Source organism: Kitasatospora sp. NPDC093550, from assembly GCF_044764985.1.
GTDB lineage: Bacteria > Actinomycetota > Actinomycetes > Streptomycetales > Streptomycetaceae > Kitasatospora.
Map to the genome: position 1 here is coordinate 24343 of NZ_JBIWJF010000046.1, position 23209 is coordinate 47551.

The window sequence follows — 23209 nt, forward strand, 5'->3', positions numbered from 1 at the left end:
CATGACCGGCGAGGTGACGAACGACGAGCGGGTGACCGTGAAGGACCGGGTGGCGGTGGAGGACCGGCCGTCGGTGACGGACCGGCGTGACGTGAACGACCAGTGCGAGGTGAACGACCAGGTGGCCGACGAGCCGACCGTGAACGACCGGCACCGGCTCGACGAGCCGGCTCTCTCCGCGCTGCTGGAACGCCTGGCCCGCGCGCACCGGGTCCCCGGTGCCCAGCTGGCCGTCCACCACGGGGGCCGTACCGTCTCGGTGGCCTTCGGGGAGCAGGTCCTCGGCGGGGGACGGCCGGTCCGCCGGGACACGGCGTTCCCGCTCGCCTCGCTCACCAAGCCGTTCACCGCGGCGCTGGTGATGGCCCTGGTGGCGGACGGGGAGGTCGAGTTGGACGACCTCGTGACCCACCACCTCCCGGAGGCCGGGCCGGACACCGCCGCGACCGTCCGGCAGGTGCTCTGCCACACCTCCGGGCTGCCGGCGGCGCTGCCCGAGGACGCCGGGCGGTCGGGCAGCGCCCGCCGCTGGGCGGCCAGGCACGCCAACCGGCAGGCCCCGGTGGCCGCGCCGGGAACGGCGTTCTCGTACTCCAACGTGGGCTACGCGTTGGCCGGCCTGGTGGTCGAGGAGACGACCGGCATGGACTGGCCGGAGGCGCTGGACGCGATCCTGCTCTCCCCGCTCGATCTCACCCCGGCGTTCGTCGGGGACGTCCGTGACCCGCGCGGCCGTTCGTCGGCCGGCGGCCACGTGGTGCGCGGCTCGGGGTGGCGGACGCTCCCGGTCGCCGAGCAGGGCGTGTCGGTGGTCGAGGCGCCGGTCGGCTCGCTCGCGCTGAGCGCCGAGGAGGCCGTCCTGTTCGCCCGGCAGTTCCTGGCCCGGCCGGGCCCGCTGCTGGCCGCGGAGACGGTCGCCGAGATGTGCCGGGACCAGCTCGCCGGCGTCCCCTTCGGGCCGTACGGGATGGCCGACGGCTGGGGGCTCGGCTGGGCCCGCTACCGGGACGGCGGCCCGGACTGGTACGGGCACGACGGCACCGGCGACGGGATCTCCTGCCACCTGAGGTTCGAACCGGTCGCGGGCACCGTGGTGGCCCTCACCACCAACGCCAACACGGGCCAGAACCTCTGGGCCGACCTGGTCGGCTGTCTCCGGGCGGCCGGAACCGCTGTCCCGAGCCCCGGCCCCCGCGCCGGGGAGCCGGACGGCGACGCGGGTCCGGCGCCCGAGGACTGCCTGGGCGACTACGCCAACGGGGACCTGCGGTACACGGTCTCCCGGGGCGAGCCCGGGCTGCTGCTCGGTCTCGGCGGACCGCCGCAGTACGGGCTGAGCTGTACCGCCGACCTGCGCTTCACCATGCGTGAGGCGGGCGGCGATCCGTCCGGCGGGCCCGCCTTCGCCGGACGCTTCCTCCGCGATCCCGGCACCGGCCGGGTCGAGTACCTGCAGGTGTCCGGTCGGCTCGCGCGCCGCGAGGCGACCCGAGGAGTGGTGAGCCGATGACAGTCGCACGCCCGACCAACGAGCCGACGGACGCGTCGACCGAGCCACCGGTCGGCGAGCCGACCGGCCCGCCGGCACCGCCGCGGCCGCTGTCCCGCAACGGCAACTACAACATCCTCTGGACCGGCCAGCTCCTGTCCGAACTCGCCTTCGAGATCGCGATGGTGGCCGTCCCGCTGCTGATCCTGGCGCACACCGGATCGGCGGTCCAGATGGGCATCGCCTCCTCGGTGCTCGCCGCCGTCCGGATGCTGGCCGCCATCCCGGCCGGCGCGATCGCGGACCGCTGGAACCGGCGCACCGTGATGCTCACCTGCCAGGGCCTGCGCGCCGTCAGCATGGGGAGCCTCGCCGCGGCGCTGGCCCTGGACCGCTACAGCTACTGGCACCTGCTGTGCGTCGTGGTGCTGGAGGGCGTGCTCGGCTCGGTCTTCGAGCCGGCCGAGCACGCGGCCCTGCCGCAAGTGGTCCCGGAGTCCCAGCTCTCCACCGCGGTGGCCCGCAACGCCGCCCGGCCGTACGTGGCGACCCTGCTCGGCCCGTCCGTCGCCGGCTTCCTGTTCAGCGTGCACCCGACCGAACCCTTCACGGCGACGGCCGCCATGCTGGCGCTCTCGGCCGGTGCGCTGACCCTGCTCCGACTGCCCCCGGTGGCCCGTCCGGACCCGGGGGAGGCGGACGGCGGGATGGGCGGCGAGATGGCCGCCGGGTTCCGCTGGGTCCTGCGCAACCGGGTGCTGCGGACCACGCTGCTCTGGATGATGGGCACCAACCTGGTCTTCAACGCCCTCCTGGTGATCATCCTGGCGCTGTCCCACGAGGACCACACCGCCCCCGGCGAGATCGGGCTGATGATGGCCTGTCTCGGTGCCGGCGGCCTGCTCGGGGCCGCCCTCGCGCCCTGGCTCCACCGGCGGCTGTCGGCCCCGGTGATCGTGCTGGGCTTCGCCTGGCTGGCGGCCGTCGCGACCGGGTTGATGGCGGTCGTCTCGGGCGGGGTGCCGCTCGGCGTGCTGCTCGGCCTGGCGGCCCTGTTCGCGCCCGTGGCCAACACCACGGTGATGACCCATCAGCTCCTGGTCACCCCCGACGGCATGCGCGGCCGGGTCAGCTCCATCAGCGCCCTGTGCGCCGGTGGCGCCGGGGCGTTGGGGCCGCTGGTGGGCGGCGTGCTGGTGGCCAGGTCGGGGGGCGGTACGGAGGCCGTGCTGGCCTGCGGCGCGGCGCTGGTGCTGATCGCCGCCGGGACGACCGCCAGCCCCGTGCTGCGCCGCTTCCCGGCGTCCGGCAGGACCCACGAGTAACGAGCGTCACGGCGGAACGGCAATTTCACTCTCGATTCAAGTGACTGGAAACCCCGGGCGGACATCGGTGAGGCTCCGAATGCGCACCGAGACGTTTCCGTCGCAGACCTGTCAAGGAGGTACCCGCTCGTGATCAGTGTCCGACTCACCGGCGACGAGGTCTCGGCCGTCGAGGCGATCGCCGACGAACTCGCCCAGCGGTACGACACCGTGGAGTCGACGGCGTTCCAGCGCGAGAGCCGCACCCACGCCCAGGAACTGCCCCGCCGACTGCGCGCGGAGCTCAACGAGTTCCGGCTGGCCGAGCGGTCCGGGACCCTCGTGGTCTCCGGCCTCCGGGTCGAGGACGCGGCGCTCGGCGCGACCCCGTCCGAGCGCCGCGGCAAGCCGGCGCCGTCCCCCTCGCTCCGCCAGGACATCGCCTTCTTCCTGATCGGGAGCGTGCTCGGCGACCCGATCGGTTGGGCCACCCAGCAGGACGGCCTGATCATGCACGACGTCTACCCGGTGCGGTCGCACGAGAACGACCAGATCGGCTGGGGCAGCGCCGAGACCCTCAGCTGGCACACCGAGGACGCCTTCCACCCGCTGCGCACCGACTACCTCGGTCTGATGTGCCTGCGGAACCCGGACGGCGTCGAGACCACCGTCGCGGACATCGCCGACGTCGAGCTGGACGAGGAGACCCGGGCCGCGCTCAGCGAACCGCGGTTCCGCATCCTGCCCGACGACGCGCACCGCGGCGGTGCCCAGCCCGCCGGGGCGGCGGACCGCGAGGAGCGGCTGCGCAGGCGCGCCCTGGACCGGGTCGAGCGGGCGCTGGAGCAGCCCGACCCGCTGGCCGTCCTGTTCGGCGACCCCGACGACCCCTACCTGGTCATCGACCCGTACTACATGCAGGGAGTCCACGGCGACGAGGAGCAGCGCGTGCTCGACGCCGCCGGCGCCGCCATCGACCGCGCCCTCACCGGCGTCGTCCTGGAGCCCGGCGACATCGTCTTCCTCGACAACTACCGGGTGGTGCACGGCCGCAAGCCGTTCCGCGCCCGCTACGACGGGACGGACCGCTGGCTGCGCCGCCTCAACATCGCCCGTGACCTGCGCAAATCCCGGGAGTACCGGCTCAGCGCCTCCTCCCGGGTCATCTACTGACGTCACCGACGATCCCCACACTTCTCTCACGCGAGGTTAACCGTGACCGGAATGCTGCAGACCAAGGGCAACCTGACCCAGTGGGAGTTCCTGGCCCTCAACAGTGAGCTGAACATCGCGGACGGACACGCCCGGCAGGCGCTGACCCCGGGCCAGACCAAGATCGTGGACGAGCTTCCGCTGCTCTTCGCCGAGGGCGAGCGCCGCCCCGTCGAGCAGATCGAGCGGGAGGCGCACGAGGCCTACCTCACCCTGCTCGGCCAGCACAGCTACCCGGCCGAGCACGGCCGGGTGATGAGCTGCTACTCCTCGTCCGTCGCGATGGAGATCCTCTCCCGGGCGCTGTCGGCCACGGTGGAGACGGTCGCCCTGGTCCACCCCACCTTCGACAACATCGCCGACCTGCTGCGCGGCAACGGCCTCGCGCTGGTCCCGGTGGCCGAGGACCCGCTGCACCACGAGGACCTCCCGACGGAGCTGCTGGCCTCGGTGGGCTGCGTCTTCGTGACCACGCCCAACAACCCCACCGGCCGGGTGCTCGGCGAGGACCGGCTGCGCCGGCTGGCCGAGCAGTGCGCCGAGCACGACGTGATCCTGGCCCTGGACACGTCCTTCCGCGGCTTCGACCCGCGCGCCCACTACGACCACTACGCGGTGCTGAACGCCAGCGGCTGCCGCTGGGCGGTGATCGAGGACACCGGCAAGCTCTGGCCCACGCTCGACCTGAAGGCCGGCCTGCTGGTCGTCTCCGAGCACCTCGGGCTGCCGGTGGAGAAGATCTACTCCGACATCCTGCTGGGGGTCTCGCCGCTGATCCTGGCGCTGATCCGCCGCTTCGCCGAGGACGCGGCGTCCGGTGGCCTGGCCGAGCTGCACGAGTTCATCGAGGGCAACCGGGCGGTGGTCCGCGCCACCCTGGCCGACCTGCCCGGCGTGGACTTCCCGGACCCGGACAGCCGGACCAGCGTGGAGCGGGTCCGCTTCGCCGGCCGCACCGGCACCGAGGTGTGGGAGGCGCTGCAGGAGCACAACGTCTTCGCCCTGCCGTGCCGGCAGTTCCACTGGGCCGACCCGGCCGAGGGGGACCGGATGCTGCGGATCGCCCTGGCCCGCTCCCGCGAGCCGCTGACCGAGTCGGTCCGCCTGCTCCGGACCGTGCTGGAGAGCCGGTGACCCTGGCGACGGCTGCCGCCCGGCACACCCGGCGCTGGCAGCGCGGCCTGGTGCAGGAGACGGCCGAGCCCGGGGTGGTCGACCTCGGGCCCGGCTACCTCGAACCGGCCCTGCTCCCGGTCGAGCTGCTGCGCGAGGCGCAGTCGGCCGCGCTGGCCGAGTTCGGCGCCGCCGCGCTGGCGTACGGGACCAACGCCGGCGCGGCCCCGCTGCGGCAGGCGCTCGCCGAGCGGGCCGCCCGTGCGGACGGGCACCCGTGCGCGCCGGAGAACGTCCTGGTGACCTCGGGCACCTCGCAGGCGCTGTACCTGGTCTCCACCGCGCTGGCCTCGCCGGGCGACGCGGTGCTGGTCGACGGGCTCTGCTACGACCTGGCACAGAAGCTCTTCGCCGACTGCCGCCTGACCCTCCGTCGAGTGCCCGCGGACGCCGCGGGCACCTCGCCGGAGGGGCTGCGGGAGACCCTCCGGGCTCTGGAGCGGGAGGGCGTGCGCCCCGCCTTCCTGTACCTGAACCCCACGTTCCACAACCCGACCGGCCGCACGCTGTCGACCCCCCGGCGGCGGGAACTGCTCGCGGTGGCGGCGGACCACGGGCTGCTGGTCGTCGAGGACGACGCGTACGCCGGTCTGGCGCTCGACCCGGCGGCTCAACCGCCGCCGTCGTTGGCCGCGCTGGCGGAGTACCGGGGGGTGCTGCGCCTGGGCACCTTCGCCAAGACGCTGGCCCCCGGACTGCGTCTCGGCTGGCTGCTCGGCGATCCCGCGCTGGTCGACCGGCTGGCCTCGCACGGCCTGTTCGTCAGTGGCGGCTCGCTCAACCACGTTGCCTCGCTGGCCGCCGCCGTCATGCTCGACAACGGCGAGTACGACCGCCATGTGGCCTTCCTGTGCGAGCAGTTGAGGTTGCGCCGGGACGCCCTGGCGGCGGGCCTGCGGGCCGTGGACCACCCGGAGCCGGTCCGCTTCCGGGTGCCGTCCGGCGGCTACTTCCTCTGGCTGGAGCCGGTGGCCGGCCGGCCGGAGGAGGAACTGCTCCGGGCCGCGGCGCTGGCCGGTGTGCGGATCGCCGCCGGTTCGCGGTTCGGCCCCGGTGGCGTGCACGCGTTCCGGCTGGCCTTCAGCTTCAACTCGCCCGAGCGGCTGACGACGGCCACCGAGCGGCTGGCCGCCGCGTGGCGCACCCTGCCCCACCCGTCGATGTCCCACCCACCGACGTCCTAGCTACCGACAGGAGCCGAACGTGTCCGTGACCGAAGAGGGGACGCCCGCCGTCGTGGGCGGCCTGCGCGGGTACAGCCTGCCGCTCTCCCCGTCCGGCCGGTCATCCATGATCACCGCGCCCCCGTGGCACTTCACGGGAGAGGTGGTGATGGTGGACTACCGAGTGGACCCCGATGCCGCGGCGGCCTTCCTGCCGCCCGGACTGACCCCGGGGCGGGACGCCGGCGCCGCGGCGGCGGTCTTCGCCGACTGGCAATGGTGCTCGGACTCGGGGGAGGAGCTGACCGAGCCCGGCCACAACCGCTTCTCCGAGTTCCTGGTGCTGCTCGCCTGCGAGTTCGAGGGCGAGCCGATGGCGCGCTGCCCGTTCGCGTGGGTCGACCAGCCGGTGCCGATGATGCGCGGGTGGATGCAGGGCATGCCCAAGCAGTTCGGGTCGGTCCACCAGACCCGTGCGGCCACCGTGGGCCGGGCCGCACCCCGGCTGGAGGCCGGCGGGAAGTTCACCGGGACGCTGTCCGTTCAGGACCGGAGAGCTGTCCGAACTACCGTCACGCTCACGGGAATTGCCCACGAACCGCCCGCGTTGCACATGGTACCGTTGGCGCATACTTTGCACTTTCCGGACTGGACCATGGCCAACCCCAGCAGGGCGACTCTCGTGGCATCCCAGGTGTCCGGTGTGGAGTTCTCCGAAGTGTGGTCGGGCACCGCCGAGATGACATTCCTCGATGTGCTCGGCGCGGACTTCGCGGGCCTCGCCCCGATCGAGGTCGGAGCCGGTCACGTCTTCTCGTACGCCGAGACGCTGCACGGGGGGCGGGTCCTGATGGACGGCAAGGACTGAACCAGCCGAAGGCACAGCAATTACGGGGGCGTGCTTTGTGTTGAGAATTCACTTCACTGTCGAGGATCTGGCCCGTCTGCGCATGGTCGCGGGACTGGGGCCACTGACCGAGGGCGTCTTCGCCCTCCACCGGTTCGTCAACAGCGGCAGCGTGCTGTTCCAGCCCTGGCGCGTGCGGGTGCGCGCCGCGCTGGGGGCACGCACCGCCGAACTGGAGCTGCTCGCCCAGCAGACACCGAACTTAACGGATCTGGTCGAGCTGTTAGGGCCGCCCGGTCAGGGCGAGGGACAGAGCGGTACGGCGGCGCTGCTGAACAGGTTCACCCAGGTCGCGGTCCTGCCGCACTGGACCGACATCAGGCCGCAGTTGGAGCGGGTGCGGGACGCCCGCGGCCGGATCGCGATCGCCCACGGCGCGGAGCGGCTGCTGAGCGCCATCCACCCGAGGCTGCACTGGAGCGCGCCGGTCCTCGAAGTCCGCGGCGGGCCGGACCGCGATGTCCATCTCAACGGCCGGGGCCTGGTGTTGAGCCCCTCGTTCTTCCTCAGCGACCCGTCCTGCGTGTTCGTCGACGACGACCGCGAGGCCGGCGGGCCCGCCGTGGTCTTCCCGATCGGCTCGGCCGTCAAACCCGGCCTCTGGGAGGCGTGGGAGTCGGACGAGCAGGCGCTCGGGGCCCTGGTCGGCCACACCCGGGCCGCGGCGCTCCAGGCGCTCACCGACAGCTGCACCACCGGCGAACTCGCCGAACGGCTGGGCATATCGCTCGCCGGAGCCAGCAAGCACGCGGCGGTCCTGCGCAGGGCGGGCCTGATCACCACCGCGCGCAACCGGAACACCGCACTGCACACCCTCACCTCGCTCGGCATGGCCCTGTTGCAGAGCCGCGAGCTCGCGCCGGTGCCGTTCCACAGCCACCAACGAACCGAGATCCCGGCCTGAGGAGGCGCAACCATGAGCACCCCGAACCCGTTCGACGACCCCGACGGCTCCTTCCACGTCCTGGTGAACGAGGAGGGCCAGCACTCGCTGTGGCCGGTCTTCGCGGACGTACCGGCCGGCTGGCGCACGGTCCTGGCCGACGCCGACCGTGAGACCGCGATCGCCTACGTCAACACCCACTGGACGGACATGCGGCCGGCGAGCCTGGCAGCCCGACAGGGCTGACCGGGCCCGGCCCGCCCGGCGGACCGGACCATCCGGTCCGCCGGGGGTATGACAGAATTCCTGGCTGTGACCATTCGATTACTGCTCGCAGACGACCAGGAAATGGTCCGCCGCGGTATGCGGCGGATCCTTGAGAACCAGCCGGACATGGAGGTGGTCGGCGAAGCCGAGGACGGAGTCGCCGCCGTGCAGGCGGCGCGCCGACTCAGGCCTGACGTGGCGCTGGTGGACATCCGGATGCCGCGCATGGACGGTCTGGAGGTCGTCCGTCTGCTCGCCGGCCCCTCGGCGGCGCCGCCGATCAAGGTGGTCGTCGTCACCACCTTCGATCTCGACGAATACGTGTACCCGGCGCTGCGCCACGGCGCCTCCGGATTCCTGCTCAAACGCTCGGGCCCGACGCTGCTGGTCGAGGCGGTCCGGGCCGCGGTGGCGGGCGACAGCCTGATCAGTCCGTCCATCACGGTCCGGCTGCTCAAACACGTCACCGGCGGCCGGCCGGGCGGCCCGGCCATGGTCGAGCCGCTCACCGATCGGGAGGCGGAGATCGCCGGGAAGGTGGCCGAGGGGAAGACCAACTCCGACATCGCCGGTGAACTGTTCATCTCGGCGGGCACGGTGAAGACCCATGTCGCCAGCATTCAGCGGAAGCTGGGCGTCCGGAACCGGGTCGGAATCGCGGTGCGCGCTTTCGAGATGGGATACGCGACCGGTCGATCGGCGGGGTGAGGATTCCGTCCGGCCGACGGGTGCCGAAGAAATCACGGATCAGGGGTGGCCGGTCCGGTGCACGTGCAGCACCGAAACGGCGAAAGGCATTCCATGCTCGACCGACAGAGCGGAAACCGACCGGATTCACTGACCGGTCTCCGATTCCTCGCGATGATCCCGGTCTTCCTCTTCCACAGTTCACTGGAGGGAATCTTCAGCGACACCCAGGCGGACTGGGACTTCCTGAACGGAATCGGCACCTCCGGACACGTCGCGGTCTCGTACTTCTTCGTCCTCAGCGGCTTCGTGCTCACCTGGTCGTACCGCCAGGCCGACGGAGTCGGGAGATTCTGGCGCCGGCGGCTCTTCAGAGTCTTCCCCAGCCACCTGGCCGCGTTGGCGGCGGCGGTCCTGCTGATCAGCCGCTACGCCGATCTGCCCGACTGGAAGGGGCTCGGAGCCCAGGCGCTGCTGCTCCAGGCCTGGATACCCGACCCGGCCTACTTCGACATCGGCAACTCCGTCACCTGGTCGCTCTCGGTGGACCTGGCCGTCTACGCGCTCTTCCCGCTGCTGTACCGGCTGGTCGGGCGCATCCGGCCGGGTCTGCTCTGGTTCTGGGCCGGCGCCTGTGTGCTGGTCACCGTCCTGGTCCCCACGGTGGCCCAGAACTTCGTCCACGACGACCGGCAGATGCCGCTCTTCGGGGTGTCGGTCGACCAGTACTGGCTGGTGTACTTCTTCCCGCTGGCCCGCCTGGCGGAGTGCCTGCTCGGCATGCTGCTGGCGCGGATCGTCCTGGCCGGCCGCTGGATCACCTGGATGCGGCCGTACGTGGCCGCGCCGCTCCTGGTGATCGGTTACTGGGTCGGACAGCAACTGCCGTACCTGTACCGGACGAGCGCCGCCACGGTGATCCCGATCGGTCTGCTCACCGCCTCCATCGCCGTCGCCGACCTGGCCGGTCGGCGCACCGTGCTGAACCACCGCGTCGTCGTCCGCCTCGGTGAACTCTCCTTCGCCTTCTACCTGGTGCACAACCTGGTGCTCAAGTACGGCCACCTGGCCCTGGGCGCCGTGGAGAAGGACGGTGACCTGGTCGGCCCCAGCTACGGGATGCCGGTCGGCATCGCACTCATCGCCGCCGCCTTCCTGCTGTCGCTGCTGCTGGCCTGGGTGGTGAACGTCCTGGTGGAGCGGCCGGCCATGCGCCGCTGGTCCCGGCCCCGGTCCGTGCCGGGGCCGGAGCCGACCCCGGTGGGCGGGGTGGCGTGAACGCCCGTCCGGCCATTGTGCCGTCCGCACGCGTCCGAAAGATCTGTCGAACGGCAGATGTCTGATCGGCGGTCATCTGCAGGGGGCCGCAACGGTCCCGGGCCGTGCGTAGGCTCGGCCCCGTGCAGACCGAACTGATGGCTGACTCGCACCGCCGCCGCACGGTGTGCGCGACGGCGACGTTCTTGCTCGCGGCTCCGGCGGCGATCGCCCCACCGAGTGCGTGGATCGTGGCCCTCGTCGCCGTGCTGGCGGTGGTGGCCGCGATCCTGCGCCGGCCGCTGGGACCGGTCTCCCCGGTCGTGGCGGCCGGTGTGGTCGCGGTGCTGTCGGTCGCCGCCGACATCGGCTACCCCGGCCGTCAGGGGCTCGTGCTGCCGTGGCTCCCGTTCGAGTTCGCGGCCATGCTGGTGCTGGTCGGGCGGGTGATCCGGCGGGCGGACGTCCGCCGGGCGGCGCTGGTCGGCTCGGCGCTGACCCTGGCGCTGATGGCGCTCCCCCTGCGCTTCACCCTCCGGCTGCCCCAGGCGGTGCTCGCGCCTTCCGTGGTCGCCGTCGCGATGGCGATGTTCCCGGCGGCCTGTGCCGTGGGCGTCGGGCTCTACTTGCGGGCGAACGACGACCGGCGGGCCCGCGCGGTCCAGCAGGCCCGCCGGGAGCAGCGGCTCGAGGTGGCGAGGGACCTCCACGACTTCGTCGCCCACGAGGTGACCGGCATCCTGCTGGAGGTCCAGGCGGCCCAGGTCGGCGCGTACGACGAGGAGCAGGTCACGGAGCTGCTGGGCCGGCTGGAAGCGGCCGGTCTGCGAGCGCTGGACTCGATGGACCACACCTTGCAGACCCTGCGCGATCCGGAGGCGCCGACCGCCGCCGAACCGCCGCCGACCAGGGTCCACGGCCTCGCCGACCTGCCCGAGCTGGTCGAGCGCTTCCTGGCCTCCGGCCCGGTCGGCGGCGCCCTCGACCTGGAGCCGGGCCTGGCCGGGACGGCACCGCGTGAGATCGAGGACGCCGCCTACCGGGTCGTCCTGGAGGCGCTGACGAACATCCGCCGGCACGCCCCGAGCGCCGCCCGGCTGGACGTGGAGGTGGTCCGCACCGCCGGACCCGCCCTGCAGGTCACCGTGACCGACAGCGGACGTCGACGCGGCTCCGGCGGCCTGGCGGCCCGCCGTCCCGGTGGCGGCCGCACCGGCCTGGCCGGCCTGGCCGAGCGGATCTCCGCCCTCGGCGGCGACCTGGCCGCCGGCCCGCACGGCGGTGGCTGGCGCGTCCGCGGCGTGCTGCCGCTGCACCCCGACCCCGCGGGGCCCGGGCGGCCGGCCCGGCGATAGCGCAATATCTGCCGAACGGCAGATGGCAGCGGGCCGCGGATCGGAGAGGCTCTCAACGTGCCCAATTCCAGCCTCCCGGAGGAACCGGTGGTCTCGCACAAGAAAGCTGCACCCGCCCTGCTCGCCCTCGCCGTCGCCGCCCTCATCCCGCTGACCGGCTGCGCCAAGGCCGGGGACGCCACGCCGGAGGACAAGACCTTCGAGTTCAGCGGCACGTCCCTGGACGTGAAGTCGCACGGCATCCCCACCGACCTCGTCCCGGCGGACCGCAAGGACGTCAAGGTCACCCGCTGGTTCGACAAGGGCTCCAAGGTGGGTGACACCAAGGAGACCTGGCAGCTGGAGAACGGAACGCTCGAACTCCAGGCGCAGTGCACCGGCTTGGCCAACTGTGACGCCAAGTTCCGGGTGGAGGTCCCGCGCGGCGTCGCCGTGACGCGCGACGGCAAAGAGACGCAGCTGAAGGGTTGAGGCCGACCGGTCCGACGGGGAAGAAGACGACAATGCTCGAACTGATCGACATCACCAAGGTGTACAAGGGCGGCAAGCGCGCCGTCGACGGCATGACGATGCACCTGAGCCCGGGCATGCTGGGCCTGCTGGGACCGAACGGTGCCGGCAAGTCCTCGCTGATGCGGATCGTTTCCACGGTCACCAAGCCCACCAGCGGCCAGGTCCGGTACGAGGGGACCGACGTGGTCGCCAACCCGGACCGGCTGCGTCGCGAACTCGGCTACCTGCCACAGGACTTCGGTGTCTATCCGAACCTGACCTCGCGGGAGTTCCTGTCCTACCTGGCGGCCGCCAAGGGCCTCTCGGCGCGCTCCGCCCGGGCCCGGATCGACGAGCTGATCCAACTGGTGAACCTCACCGAGGCGGTCAAGCGCCCGCTCGGCAAGTACTCCGGCGGCATGCTCCGCCGGGTCGGCATCGCCCAGGCTCTGCTGGCCGACCCCAGGGTGATCGTGGTCGACGAGCCGACGGCCGGCCTCGACCCGGAGGAGCGGGTGCGCTTCCGCAACCTGCTCAGCGACCTCGCGGCCGACCGGGTGGTGATGCTCTCCACGCACATCGTCTCCGACGTCGAGTCGGTCGCCTCCGACATCGCCGTGGTCGCCCAGGGGCGCCTGCTGCGCCGCGGCGCCCCCGACGAGCTGCTCCGGGAGATCGACGGGCAGGTCTGGGAGGTCATGGTCGCCCCCGCGGAGGTCCCGGGCGTGCAGGCCCGGCACGTGGTCAGCCGCATGGTGCGGACCGCGAACGGGGTACGGCTGCGGCTGCTCGCCGCCGCCCCGCCGACCCGGGACGCGGTCCGGGTCTCGCCCGACCTCGAAGACGCCTACCTGGGCATCATCCACCGGCCCACCGGGCGGACGGCGGCCGAGCAGCAGCAGGCGGTGCGGTGATGAACGCGCGCGTGCTCGCCGGCCTGGCGGTCGGCGACTTCCGCGACCGGGTCCGTCGACCGGCGTACGCGGTGACCCTGCTCGCCGCGGTCGGGCTCGGCTACCTGGCCGTCCCGAACGTGAACAGCACGTGGGTGATCATGGACGTCGGCGGCAGCCGGGGCGTCTACAACAGCGCCTACGTGGGCGCGGTCACCGCCCTCGCGGGGGCGCTCTGGCTCACCTTCGGCGGCTTCTACGTGGTGCGCAGCGGCATCGCGCGGGACGAGACCAGCCGGGTCGGCCAGATCCTCGCCGCCACCCCGCTGCGGACGTCGAGCTACCTGTTCGCCAAGTTCCTGAGCAATCTGCTGGTGCTCGCCTCGATGACGGGCGTGCTGGCGCTCACCGCGCTGGTGATGCAGCTGGCCCGCGGCGAGAACCGCTCGGTCGACCCGGTCGCCCTGGTCGAGCCGTTCGTGCTGCTCGCGCTGCCGCTGATGGCGCTGACCGCCGCGGCCGCGATCCTGTTCGAGGCGGTGCCGCTGCTGCGGGCCGGTTTCGGGAACGTGGTCTGGTTCGTGCTGGCCCTGGTGATCTCGATCGGTGGCCAGTCAGGCTCGGCGCCGTTCGGTGGCCTCGGTGTGCACCAGGTCGCGCAGTCGATGAACGCGGCGATGGGGAACCAGCACCTGCAGTCCGGCGAGGGCGGGTTCAGCCTGGGCCTGACCAAGGTGAGCAAGCCGTTGGGCACCTTCGTGTGGGACGGCTTCGACCCGTCCGGCGGCTTCGTCCTCGGCCGGCTGGTGCTGGTCCTGCTGGCCTGCCTCGTCGCCCTGCTGCCGACGCTGTGGTTCGGCCGGTTCGACCCGGCCCGCTCGGCCGGCTCGCCGGTCAAGGCCGGGGCGGGCGCGGACGCGCCGGGAGCGGACGGCGCGTCCGTTCCCCTGGCGGCCGGCGCCTTCGACACCGCCGGGCCGGCGCCGGCCGCCACCTGGTCCACCGCGCCGGGCGAGCTCCCGAGGACCGAGCCGACCCGGGCCGGAGCCTTCGGGCGCCTGCTGGCCGGCGAGGTCCGGATCCTGTTGCAGGGCGTTTCGCCCTGGTGGTGGGCGGTGGCCGGGGCGCTCACCGTGGCCGGCTTCGCGCTGCCGATGGACACCGTGACCGGCATGCTGTTGCCCGGAGTCTGGCTGTGGCCGGTGCTGATCTGGTCGAGGCTGGGCAGCCAGCAGGTCGAGAACGGCCTGGAGGTGCTGCTGGGCGCCTATCCGGCGGCGCGGCGCAGGCTGCTGGCCGAGTGGGCGTCCGGGCTGGTGCTCACCGCGGTGATGGGCGTCGCCCCGCTGGTGCGGATGCTGGTGGCGGGCGACGGCCCGGGCGTGGCCTGCTGGTTCGGCGGTGTGCTGTTCATCCCCTCGCTCGCCATGTCCCTGGGCGTGCTGAGCCGTACCCACCGGGTCTTCCAGGCGATCTACCTGCCGATCTGGTACGTCCTCGTCAACAACGTGGCGGCGTTGGACTTCATGGGCGCGGTCCGGGTGGACGGACGGCCGGCCGGTCCCAGCCCGCTGCTGATCGTGGCGCTGTCCGCGGCGATGCTCGCGGTGGTCTTCCTGGTGGGCTCGGCCCGGCGGAACGTCAAGGGATAGCCGGCGAGCCGATGTCCGCTCCGGAGGAGGACCGCATGTGTGAGTCCCACGCCCGACGCATCGCCCGACTGGAGTCCGAGATCGAGGAGCTCCGCTCGGCCAACGACGTGCTGAGACGGATCGCCGAGTTCCTCGCCGGCCGGCCGTACCGGTCCGCCCCGGTCGATCGGGCCGACTCCGGCCGTTCGCCCCGATGGACGGGCTCCGGCTGACCGGACACCACGTTCCACCGGCGGATCCCGCCGACAGCGGGATCCGACCGGTCCGGCTGCCGCCCTCGCGAACCCCCGCGCGAGGGCGGCAGCCGTTTTTCCGTCGCGTCCGGAAGCGGGCCGGTGCCGCCGTTACGGCCAGACCAGGCAGTAGAGCTGGTGCCCGGCGTCGTGCAGCCGGTTGGCGAAGTCCTGCCACTCGTGCAGCATGCTGTAGATCACGAAGGCGTCCCGCGGCCCGCGCCGGTCCGGGACGGTCGACCAGATGAAGGCGGCGGCGCCGAGCTCGGTCTCGTCGGCCTTGCGCAGCGGTTCGACGACGTTGTGGGGGAGCTGGACGACGGCGTAGTCCGGGTGCAGCACGACGAGTTCCAGCGGGGGCACCTGGTGCAGCGGGACGCCCTGGATGCCGGTGAGGACCATGGCGCTCATGGTCTCCGGTTTGATCTTGGTGGAGAGGTGGCCGGTGGGGGAGCCGCTGGTCTCCATCAGGTCGCCGAGCCGCCCCAGCGAGCCGAGTTCGCCGGCGTCCAGGCCCAGCCCGCCCGGTCCGAGGGCGGTGGGGACCCTGGCGGCGGTCGCGCGGTCGGGGGCGCCGAAGTACTTGTACGTCACCCCCACGCGTCCCTCACCCCGCCTCTCGCCGCCGCGGCGACCACGTCCTGTACCCGCTCCCGTACCCCCGCGTGCGGCCTCGGCGGGCCTGCGGGAGCCCCCCGCGGCCTCGTCGTAGCCGTCCTGCGCCTCGGACACTCGGACCATCCTCACCGGAATTCGCCGGAATCGACAGACCCCCGCACGCCCGGCGTCCCTCCGGACGTGCTCCTTACCCGTCATGCGCCGCCGTGCCCACGCGCGGGCCATACCCACTCGCGGCCGACAGCAGTCCTCTCCACACCCCTGCACACAACCGGAGCGCTCGCGCACCCTGTGCACACAGTCTGACTGGTCCGTCCTCCGGGGCAGTCAGCGACCCCGTCCGTACGGACTGTACGGACAACCGTACAGACAACGGTGCCCGGATCATCGTTCCAGATGATCGGGTCCGACATGCAGAGCGTCAGGACACGATTTGAGACCATGTCTTTTGTGAGCTACCCCTACGAAGCCCCCCAGTCCCAGTCGCTGTTCGACCGCGCCTCCGTGGTGACGCCCGGCGGCGTCAACTCCCCGGTGCGCGCATTCCGCGCCGTCGGCGGCACGCCGCGCTTCATGGTGTCCGGCACCGGCCCCTACCTGACCGACGCCGACGGCCGCGAGTACGTCGACCTGGTGTGCTCGTGGGGTCCGATGATCCTCGGCCACGCGCACCCGGCGGTGATCGACGCCGTCCAGCGGGCCGTCGCCAACGGCACCTCCTTCGGCACGCCCGGCCGGGGCGAGGTCGAGCTGGCCGAGGAGATCGTCGCCCGGGTCGCCCCGGTCGAGCAGGTCCGGCTGGTCTCCTCCGGCACCGAGGCCACCATGTCCGCGATCCGGCTGGCCCGCGGCTTCACCGGCCGGGCGAAGGTGGTGAAGTTCGCCGGCTGCTACCACGGCCACGTGGACGCCCTGCTGGCCGCCGCCGGCTCCGGCGTGGCCACCTTCGGCCTGCCGGACACCCCGGGCGTCACCGGCGCCCAGGCCGGCGACACCATCGTGCTGCCGTACAACGACCTGGCCGCCGTCGAGCAGGCCTTCGCGGCCCACCCGGGTGAGATCGCCTGCGTGATCACCGAGGCCTCGCCCGGCAACATGGGCGTCGTCCCGCCGCTGCCCGGCTTCAACGCCGGCCTGGCCCGGCTCTGCCGCGACAACGGCGCGCTGTTCGTCTCCGACGAGGTGATGACCGGCTTCCGCGTCTCCAAGGCCGGCTGGTACGGCCTGGAGGCCGCGAACGAGGGCTGGGCGCCGGACCTGCTGACCTTCGGCAAGGTCATGGGCGGCGGCTTCCCGGCCGCGGCCTTCGGCGGCCGCGCCGACGTGATGGCGCACCTGGCCCCGGCCGGGCCGGTCTACCAGGCGGGCACCCTGTCCGGGAACCCGATCGCCACCGCGGCGGGCCTGGCCCAGCTGCGCGGCTGCACCGACGAGGTGTACGCGACCGTGGACAAGGTCGCCGCCGAGGTCTCCGGCCTGGTCTCCGCGGCGCTCGCCAAGGAGGGCGTGGCGCACCGGATGCAGACCGCCGGGAACATGTTCTCGGTGTTCTTCACCGAGGCCGCCGTCACCGACTACGACGAGGCGAAGACCCAGGAGGCGTACCGTTTCACCGCCTTCTTCCACGCGATGCTGGCCGAGGGCGTCTACCTGCCGCCGTCCGCCTTCGAGTCCTGGTTCGTCTCGGCGGCCCACGACGAGCGGGCGATCGAGCGGATCGCCGCCGCCCTGCCGGCCGCCGCGCGCGCCGCCGCGGCCGCCACGGCCTAGGCCCCGCGTCCACGGCCCAGCAGTCCACCCCGAGCCCCAGGAGCAGTCGAGAAGTGAGCGCCAAAGAGATCACCGTCGTCCACGTGATGCGGCACGGTGAGGTGCACAACCCGGAGGGCGTCCTGTACGGGCGCCTGCCGGACTACCACCTGTCCGAGCTGGGCCGGCGGATGGCCGACCGGGTGGCCGAGGACCTGGCCGACCGGGACATCACCCACGTGGTGGCCTCGCCGCTGGAGCGGGCCCAGGAGACGGCCGAGCCGATCGCCAAGGCGCACGGCCTGGACGTCGCGGCGGACGAGCGGCTGATCGAGGCGGAGAACGTCTTCGAGGGCAAGACCTTCGGCGTCGGCGACGGCTCGCTGCGCAACCCGGGCTACTGGAAGTACCTCACCAACCCGTTCAAGCCCTCCTGGGGCGAGCCGTACCTCGACCAGGTGGTGCGGATGATGGGCGCGCTCGGCGCGGCCCGGGACGCGGCGCGGGGGCACGAGGCGGTCTGCGTCAGCCACCAGCTGCCGATCTGGATCGTCCGCTCCTTCGTCGAGCGCCGCCGGCTCTGGCACGACCCGCGCAACCGGCAGTGCTCGCTGGCCTCGCTGACCAGCTTCACCTTCGAGGGCGACAAGATCGTCTCGGTGGGCTACCGCGAGCCCGCCCGCGACCTGCTGCCCGCGCACCTGGTGGGCAAGGGTCGCAAGGGCGACAAGCCGGTGGGCAAGAGCTTCGGCGCCTAGGCGGGGCCGCCCTCCGTCGGGCCGCCCCCGCACGGGCGTGCGAGCGGTGTCACACGCCCGCGCGCACGGCCCGTAAGCGGTGCGTAAGTATGACTTCGGGTCACCCGGCGAGTGCCGGGTGACCCGATTTCGTCGCAGGTCAGAGGGGGTGCGACGCGCAAGGCAGGACCCCCCCGAACCTGCCCGGAACTCCATGCGAAACTTTTCACATGTCTGCCATGACGCGCCCCCGTCCCCGTGTCGCCGCAGCGGCCGCCGCCGTGGCCGCAGCCGCCGCGCTCGTCCTCACCGGCTGCTCCTCGTCGGGCTCGACCGGCGGCGGCGAGGGCCAGGTCGGCTTCGTCACGGTCAAGGGCACCAACCTGTCGAAGGCGGACGCCGGCAAGCGCGGGGACGCGCCGGACATCTCCGGGGAGACCCTGGAGGGCGGCCAGGTCAAGCTCTCCGACTACCGGGGCAAGGTCGTGGTGCTGAACGTCTGGGGCTCCTGGTGCGGTCCGTGCCGGGCCGAGGCGAAGAGCCTGCAGGCCGTCGCGGACAAGTACCGGGACCAGGGCGTCCAGTTCCTCGGCGTCAACACCCGGGACACCGAGAAGGGCAACGCCGTCCGCTTCGAGCAGGAGCAGGGCGTCACCTTCCCGAGCATCTTCGACCCGGCCGGCACCCAGCTGCTGAAGTTCCCCAAGGGCAGCCTCAACCCGCAGTCCATCCCGACCACGCTGGTCGTCGACCGCGACGGCAAGCTGGCCGCCCGCGCCGTCGGCGGCACGACCCAGGACGCGCTGGAGTCGATCCTGCAGCCGGTGCTCGCGGAGCAGAAGCAGTGAGTGGGGCCCTCCAGCTCGCCGACACCACCTCGACCGTCCAGAGCGGCGCGCTGCTGGTCGCCGCCCCGGTCGCGCTGGTGGCGGGGCTGGCGTCGTTCTTCTCGCCCTGCGTGCTGCCGCTGGTCCCCGGCTACCTGTCGTACGTGACCGGTTTCTCCGCCGCCGACCTGGCGGACGCCCGGGGCTCGCGGCGCGGCCGGATGCTGCTCGGCGTGCTGCTGTTCATCCTCGGCTTCACCGCGGTGTTCGTCTCCACCGGAGCGCTGTTCGGCTACTTCGGCCAGGAACTGCGGGACTACAAGCGGACCATCGACATCGTGCTGGGCTCGCTCACCGTGGTGATGGGCCTGGCCTTCATGGGCCTGGTGCCCGGGCTGAGCATGCGCGAGGTGCGCTCGCACCGCCGCCCGGCGGTCGGTCTGCTGGGCGCCCCGATGCTCGGCGTCGTCTTCGGCGTCGGCTGGACGCCCTGCATGGGCCCGACCCTGACCGCCGTGCAGAACCTGGCGCTCAACCAGGCCGACGCCCAGCGCGGCGCCCTGCTGACGACCTTCTACTGCCTGGGCCTGGGCGTACCGTTCATCCTGGCCGCGCTGGCCTTCCGCCGTGCGCTCGGCGCCTTCGGGTGGGTCAAGCGGCACTACCCGCTCGTGATGCGGATCGGCGGCGGCATGCTCGTCGTGGTCGGTCTGCTGCTCGTCACCGGGACCTGGGACGACTGGATGAGCAACCTGCAGTCCTGGACCGCCGACTCGTCGATCGGAATCTGACCGTGAGCAACACCACGACCGAGACCGAGCAGCCGCCGGCGCCGGACGACGCCGCCGCCGAGCGGCTCAGCACCGCCCCGGTCGAGTCCGACGGCCCCACCGGCATAGGGGCGTTCGGCTGGGCGCGCTGGATGTGGCGCCAGCTGACCTCGATGCGGGTCGCCCTGATCCTGCTCTTCCTGCTCTCGCTGGCCGCCATCCCGGGCTCGCTGATCCCGCAGTACCAGAACGGCCAGGGGCAGCTGAAGGTCGAGGCCTGGAAGGCGCAGCACACCACGGTCGCGCCGGTCTACGAGAAGCTCCAGCTGTTCGACGTCTACAGCTCGATCTGGTTCTCCGCGATCTACATCCTGCTGTTCGTCTCGCTGGCGGGCTGCATCGTCCCGCGCACCTGGCAGTTCGTCGGGGTGCTGCGGGCCCAGCCGCCGGCCGCGCCGCGCAACCTGACCCGGATGCCGGTGCACGCCGCCTGGCGCACCGGGGCGGACGCCGACGCGGTGAACGCCGCCGCCCACCGGCTGCTGCGCAGGCGCGGCTTCCGCGCCAACCTGTCCGGCGGCGCGGTGGCCGCCGAGAAGGGCTACCTGCGCGAGGTCGGCAACCTGCTCTTCCACCTGTCGCTGTTCGCGCTGCTCGGCGGATTCGCCTGGGCCAGCCTGGCCTCCGGCACCGGCGGCAAGCTGATGGTCGAGGGCGAGGGCTACTCGAACACCATCACCCAGCTCGACGACTTCAACGGCACCCGCTTCTACGGCAGCCAGGACCTCGACCCGTTCTACCTGAAGCTGGACGGCTTCACGTCCAAGTTCCAGGACCGGGGCGACCAGATCGGCGCCGCCCGGCAGTTCACCGCGAACGTCGAGTACTACCAGGGCAGCGACGCGTCGAAGCTGACGAAGTCCACGATCGAGGTCAACCACCCGCTGGAGATCGGCGGCAGCAAGGTCTTCCTGATCGGCCACGGCTACGCCCCGGTCATCACCGTCCGCAACGGCAAGGGCGACGTCGTCTACCAGGGCGCCGTCCCCTTCCTGCCGCAGGACGGCAACCTGACCTCGACCGGCGTCGTGAAGGTCTCCGACTACGGCACCGGCCCGGACGGCACCAGGACCCAGATGGGCTTCTCCGGCTTCTTCCTGCCGACCGCCCCGCTGAGCTTCGAGGGCACCGGCCCGGTCTCGCTGTTCCCCGGCGACGCCGCCCCCGAGCTGGTGCTGAACGCCTTCGCCGGCGACCTCGGCACCGACTCCGGCCTGCCGCAGAACGTCTACCAGCTCAACACCCGCAAGCTCACCCAGCTCACCCAGGACGGCCAGCCGGCCAAGGCCCGGCTCAAGCCCGGCCAGGGCTGGAACCTCCCCGACGGCTACGGCTCCGTCACCTTCGAGGGCTACAAGCAGTGGGCCAGCTTCAACGTCTCGCACCGCCCCGGCAACGCGATCGCCCTGACCGGCGCCGTGCTGGCGATCCTCGGCCTGATCGGCTCGCTGTTCATCCAGCGCCGCCGGATCTGGGTGCGGGCGGTCGCCCTGCCGGGCGGCGGCACCCAGGTGGAGCTGGCCGGGCTGGCCCGCAGCGAGTCGGCGAAGATCGCCGAGGAGCTGGCCGAACTCGCGGTGGACCTCCAGGACGACGCCCCGGCGACGGAGGACGAGGACGGGACCGGGGATCCGGCCGCGTCCGACGCCGTGCCCGACGACCCCGAGGCCGAGGCCTCAGCCCCCGCAGTCCCTGCCGACCAGAACTCCAAGGAGTAGACGGTGCAACTCGCCTCGGCGGTCGACCCCCAGCTGGCCGACCTCTCCAACAAGCTGATCTATTCGGCGATGGTGGTCTACACGCTCGCCATGTTCGCCCACATGATCGAGTGGACCTTCGGCAGCAAGGGCGCCGTCGCCGTCCGGTCGACCGAGCAGGCGGGCAGCCTGGCCGAGACCGTCGCCGCGGCGGAGGCGAAGGGCGCGAAGAAGGCCGCCAAGAAGGTCACCGTCACCGTGGCGGGGGCCGGCGGCGGCACCACCACGCTCACCCGCACCGCGATCGCGGGCGAGGGCGCGACGGTGGTCACCAGCGGGCGCGGCGCCGACGAGGAGGACGGCCCGGGCGCGGCCGGCACCAGCGAGAAGGCCGACCTGGCCGGCCGGATCGCGGTCTCGCTCACCGTCCTGGGCCTGCTGCTCCACGGCGGCGGCATCGTCGCCCGCGGCCTGTCGGTGTCCCGCTGGCCGTGGGGCAACATGTACGAGTTCTCCTGCGCGTTCGCCTTCGCGATGACGGCCGCCTACCTGGTGCTGCTGGCGTCGAGGAAGAACGTCCGCTGGCTCGGCCTGCCGGTGGTCCTGGCGGGGCTGCTGACCCTCGGCATCGCCACCACGGTGCTGTACACCGACTCCGAGCAGCTCGTCCCGGCGCTGCACTCGCCGTGGCTGGCGATCCACGTGTCCACCGCGATCTTCTGCGGCGGCGCCTTCTACGCGGCCTTCATCGCCACCCTGCTGTACCTGGGCAAGGACTCCTTCGACAAGCGGATCGCGGCCGGCCTGACCACCGGCCCGCTGGGCACCTCGGCGTCGATCTGGCGCCGGCTGCCCGCCGCGTCGACCTTCGACAAGCTGTCGTACCGGATCAACGCCCTGGTCTTCCCGCTGTGGACCTTCACCATCATCGCGGGCGCGATCTGGGCCGAGGCGGCCTGGGGCAAGTACTGGGAGTGGGACCCGAAGGAGACCTGGTCGTTCATCACCTGGGTGGCCTACGCCTGCTACCTGCACGCCCGCGCGACGGCCGGCTGGAAGGGCCGCAAGGCCGCGTACCTGGCGCTGGCGGCCTTCGCCTGCTGGCTCTTCAACTACTACGGCGTGAACATCTTCGTCACCGGCAAGCACTCCTACGCGGGGATCTGACCGGGGGCACACACCCACCGGCCCGGCTTTCCGCAGGAGGTAGCCGGGCCGAGGTGCAAGAGGGGTAGTACGTGCCGGCCGTCCGTGCCGGTACGGGGAGGAACGAGGAGGAAATCGCGCAATGGAGTGCGACGAGGTCATGCTGACCGTCCGAATCACCGCCGCCGAGCGCATGTTGCTCCGCCGGCTCGCCCAGGGACACCGGAGCGACGTGTCCGAGGTGGTGGCCGACGCTCTGCTGGACATCATCCCCACGCTCAGCGCGCCGGGGGACGCCTACCGGCTGCTGGGCGCCATCGCGAGGCCCGCGCCGTGCGCCCTGACGGTGTGGCTGCCGACCGCGCTGGCCGACCTGCTGGTGCCCGGCGCGGCCCGGATCGCGCAGATCACCGACGTCCGGATCGAGTCGGCCAGCGCGGCCCTGGGCGCGGCGCTGCGGCTCTGGCTGGCACAGGACCCGGTCAGACTGGCGACCAACCTCAGCGTGATGCACGCCGGGCGGCCGGCATCGGCGCTGGTCGCCGCCTAAAGGTTGTTTCACAAGGCTGGGGGCCGCGGCAGGGTGTCCGTTTGGATGCGGTTTGACTCCCAGGTCGGGCGCTCGAGAAATAGGACAA

The 23209-nt window shown here is 72.3% G+C and carries 23 protein-coding genes; 22 read left to right on the forward strand and 1 reads right to left on the reverse strand.

Going from position 1 to position 23209, the window contains the following annotated elements:
- Position 1: 1 nt before the first annotated feature.
- The 15 genes from ACIRD3_RS38220 to ACIRD3_RS38290 all read left to right on the forward strand — a co-directional run bounded on the left by ACIRD3_RS38220 (position 2) and on the right by ACIRD3_RS38290 (position 14946).
- A complete protein-coding gene (locus tag ACIRD3_RS38220) occupies positions 2 to 1510 on the forward strand; it encodes a serine hydrolase domain-containing protein (RefSeq protein ID WP_402226135.1) in 1509 nt (502 codons plus the stop codon).
- Positions 1507 to 2814: an MFS transporter gene (locus ACIRD3_RS38225; protein ID WP_402226137.1), complete on the forward strand. Its 1308-nt coding sequence runs from the start codon at positions 1507 to 1509 to the stop codon at positions 2812 to 2814. The genes ACIRD3_RS38220 and ACIRD3_RS38225 overlap by 4 nt, the downstream gene beginning before the upstream one ends.
- A gap of 129 nt (positions 2815 to 2943) precedes the next feature.
- On the forward strand, positions 2944 to 3966 hold the full coding sequence (gene gntD / locus ACIRD3_RS38230) for a guanitoxin biosynthesis L-enduracididine beta-hydroxylase GntD (RefSeq protein ID WP_402226140.1): 1023 nt from the start codon (positions 2944 to 2946) through the stop codon (positions 3964 to 3966).
- 51 nt (positions 3967 to 4017) lie between these two features.
- Positions 4018 to 5139, forward strand: coding sequence for an enduracididine biosynthesis enzyme MppP (gene mppP / locus ACIRD3_RS38235; protein WP_402226181.1), 1122 nt, complete (start codon positions 4018 to 4020; stop codon positions 5137 to 5139).
- Positions 5136 to 6362 carry an aminotransferase class I/II-fold pyridoxal phosphate-dependent enzyme gene (locus ACIRD3_RS38240; RefSeq protein WP_402226143.1) on the forward strand — a complete coding sequence of 409 codons (1227 nt, stop codon included), beginning with the start codon at positions 5136 to 5138 and terminating at the stop codon, positions 6360 to 6362. The genes mppP and ACIRD3_RS38240 overlap by 4 nt, the downstream gene beginning before the upstream one ends.
- A 19-nt stretch (positions 6363 to 6381) precedes the next feature.
- A complete protein-coding gene (mppR, locus tag ACIRD3_RS38245) occupies positions 6382 to 7209 on the forward strand; it encodes an enduracididine biosynthesis enzyme MppR (RefSeq protein WP_402226145.1) in 828 nt (275 codons plus the stop codon).
- An 82-nt stretch (positions 7210 to 7291) separates the two neighbouring features.
- Positions 7292 to 8152 (forward strand): ArsR/SmtB family transcription factor, encoded by an 861-nt coding sequence (locus tag ACIRD3_RS38250; protein WP_402226148.1) that lies wholly within the window; start codon positions 7292 to 7294, stop codon positions 8150 to 8152.
- 12 nt (positions 8153 to 8164) lie between these two features.
- On the forward strand, positions 8165 to 8377 hold the full coding sequence (locus ACIRD3_RS38255) for an MbtH family protein (protein ID WP_402226150.1): 213 nt from the start codon (positions 8165 to 8167) through the stop codon (positions 8375 to 8377).
- A gap of 66 nt (positions 8378 to 8443) precedes the next feature.
- Complete coding sequence (locus ACIRD3_RS38260; RefSeq protein ID WP_402226183.1) at positions 8444 to 9106, forward strand: response regulator; 663 nt, start codon at positions 8444 to 8446, stop codon at positions 9104 to 9106.
- A gap of 93 nt (positions 9107 to 9199) precedes the next feature.
- Positions 9200 to 10363 (forward strand): acyltransferase family protein, encoded by a 1164-nt coding sequence (locus ACIRD3_RS38265; RefSeq protein ID WP_402226153.1) that lies wholly within the window; start codon positions 9200 to 9202, stop codon positions 10361 to 10363.
- 122 nt (positions 10364 to 10485) lie between these two features.
- Positions 10486 to 11697 (forward strand): sensor histidine kinase, encoded by a 1212-nt coding sequence (locus tag ACIRD3_RS38270; RefSeq protein WP_402226155.1) that lies wholly within the window; start codon positions 10486 to 10488, stop codon positions 11695 to 11697.
- A gap of 57 nt (positions 11698 to 11754) precedes the next feature.
- Positions 11755 to 12168: a hypothetical protein gene (locus tag ACIRD3_RS38275; RefSeq protein ID WP_402226157.1), complete on the forward strand. Its 414-nt coding sequence runs from the start codon at positions 11755 to 11757 to the stop codon at positions 12166 to 12168.
- Between the two features lie 32 nt (positions 12169 to 12200).
- Positions 12201 to 13103: an ABC transporter ATP-binding protein gene (locus ACIRD3_RS38280; RefSeq protein WP_402226160.1), complete on the forward strand. Its 903-nt coding sequence runs from the start codon at positions 12201 to 12203 to the stop codon at positions 13101 to 13103.
- A complete protein-coding gene (locus ACIRD3_RS38285) occupies positions 13103 to 14734 on the forward strand; it encodes a hypothetical protein (RefSeq protein WP_402226162.1) in 1632 nt (543 codons plus the stop codon). The genes ACIRD3_RS38280 and ACIRD3_RS38285 overlap by 1 nt, the downstream gene beginning before the upstream one ends.
- 35 nt (positions 14735 to 14769) lie before the next feature.
- Entirely contained in the window at positions 14770 to 14946 is a 177-nt protein-coding gene (locus ACIRD3_RS38290; RefSeq protein ID WP_402226164.1) for a hypothetical protein, read from the forward strand.
- A 132-nt stretch (positions 14947 to 15078) separates the two neighbouring features.
- Here ACIRD3_RS38290 and ACIRD3_RS38295 read toward each other — a convergent pair whose 3' ends face one another.
- Entirely contained in the window at positions 15079 to 15567 is a 489-nt protein-coding gene (locus ACIRD3_RS38295; protein ID WP_183107029.1) for a hypothetical protein, read from the reverse strand.
- Positions 15568 to 16026: 459 nt separating this feature from the next.
- On the opposite strand from ACIRD3_RS38295, the gene hemL reads away from it, so the two are divergent.
- From hemL to ACIRD3_RS38330, 7 genes are all read left to right on the forward strand, one after another.
- A complete protein-coding gene (gene hemL / locus ACIRD3_RS38300; protein WP_402226166.1) occupies positions 16027 to 17355 on the forward strand; it encodes a glutamate-1-semialdehyde 2,1-aminomutase in 1329 nt (442 codons plus the stop codon).
- A gap of 86 nt (positions 17356 to 17441) precedes the next feature.
- Positions 17442 to 18092, forward strand: coding sequence for a histidine phosphatase family protein (locus tag ACIRD3_RS38305; protein ID WP_402226186.1), 651 nt, complete (start codon positions 17442 to 17444; stop codon positions 18090 to 18092).
- Positions 18093 to 18301: 209 nt separating this feature from the next.
- Positions 18302 to 18919, forward strand: a complete 618-nt coding sequence (locus ACIRD3_RS38310; RefSeq protein ID WP_402226168.1) for a TlpA family protein disulfide reductase — start codon at positions 18302 to 18304, stop codon at positions 18917 to 18919.
- Positions 18916 to 19689: a cytochrome c biogenesis CcdA family protein gene (locus tag ACIRD3_RS38315; protein ID WP_402226170.1), complete on the forward strand. Its 774-nt coding sequence runs from the start codon at positions 18916 to 18918 to the stop codon at positions 19687 to 19689. Before ACIRD3_RS38310 ends, ACIRD3_RS38315 begins: the two co-directional genes overlap by 4 nt.
- Positions 19690 to 19691: 2 nt before the next feature.
- Positions 19692 to 21446 (forward strand): cytochrome c biogenesis protein ResB, encoded by a 1755-nt coding sequence (locus ACIRD3_RS38320; RefSeq protein ID WP_402226173.1) that lies wholly within the window; start codon positions 19692 to 19694, stop codon positions 21444 to 21446.
- A gap of 3 nt (positions 21447 to 21449) precedes the next feature.
- A complete protein-coding gene (ccsB, locus tag ACIRD3_RS38325) occupies positions 21450 to 22592 on the forward strand; it encodes a c-type cytochrome biogenesis protein CcsB (protein ID WP_402226176.1) in 1143 nt (380 codons plus the stop codon).
- Between the two features lie 139 nt (positions 22593 to 22731).
- The gene (locus ACIRD3_RS38330; RefSeq protein ID WP_402226179.1) at positions 22732 to 23121 is read left to right on the forward strand and encodes a hypothetical protein; all 390 of its coding nucleotides are present in this window, start codon (positions 22732 to 22734) and stop codon (positions 23119 to 23121) included.
- Positions 23122 to 23209: the final 88 nt, after the last annotated feature.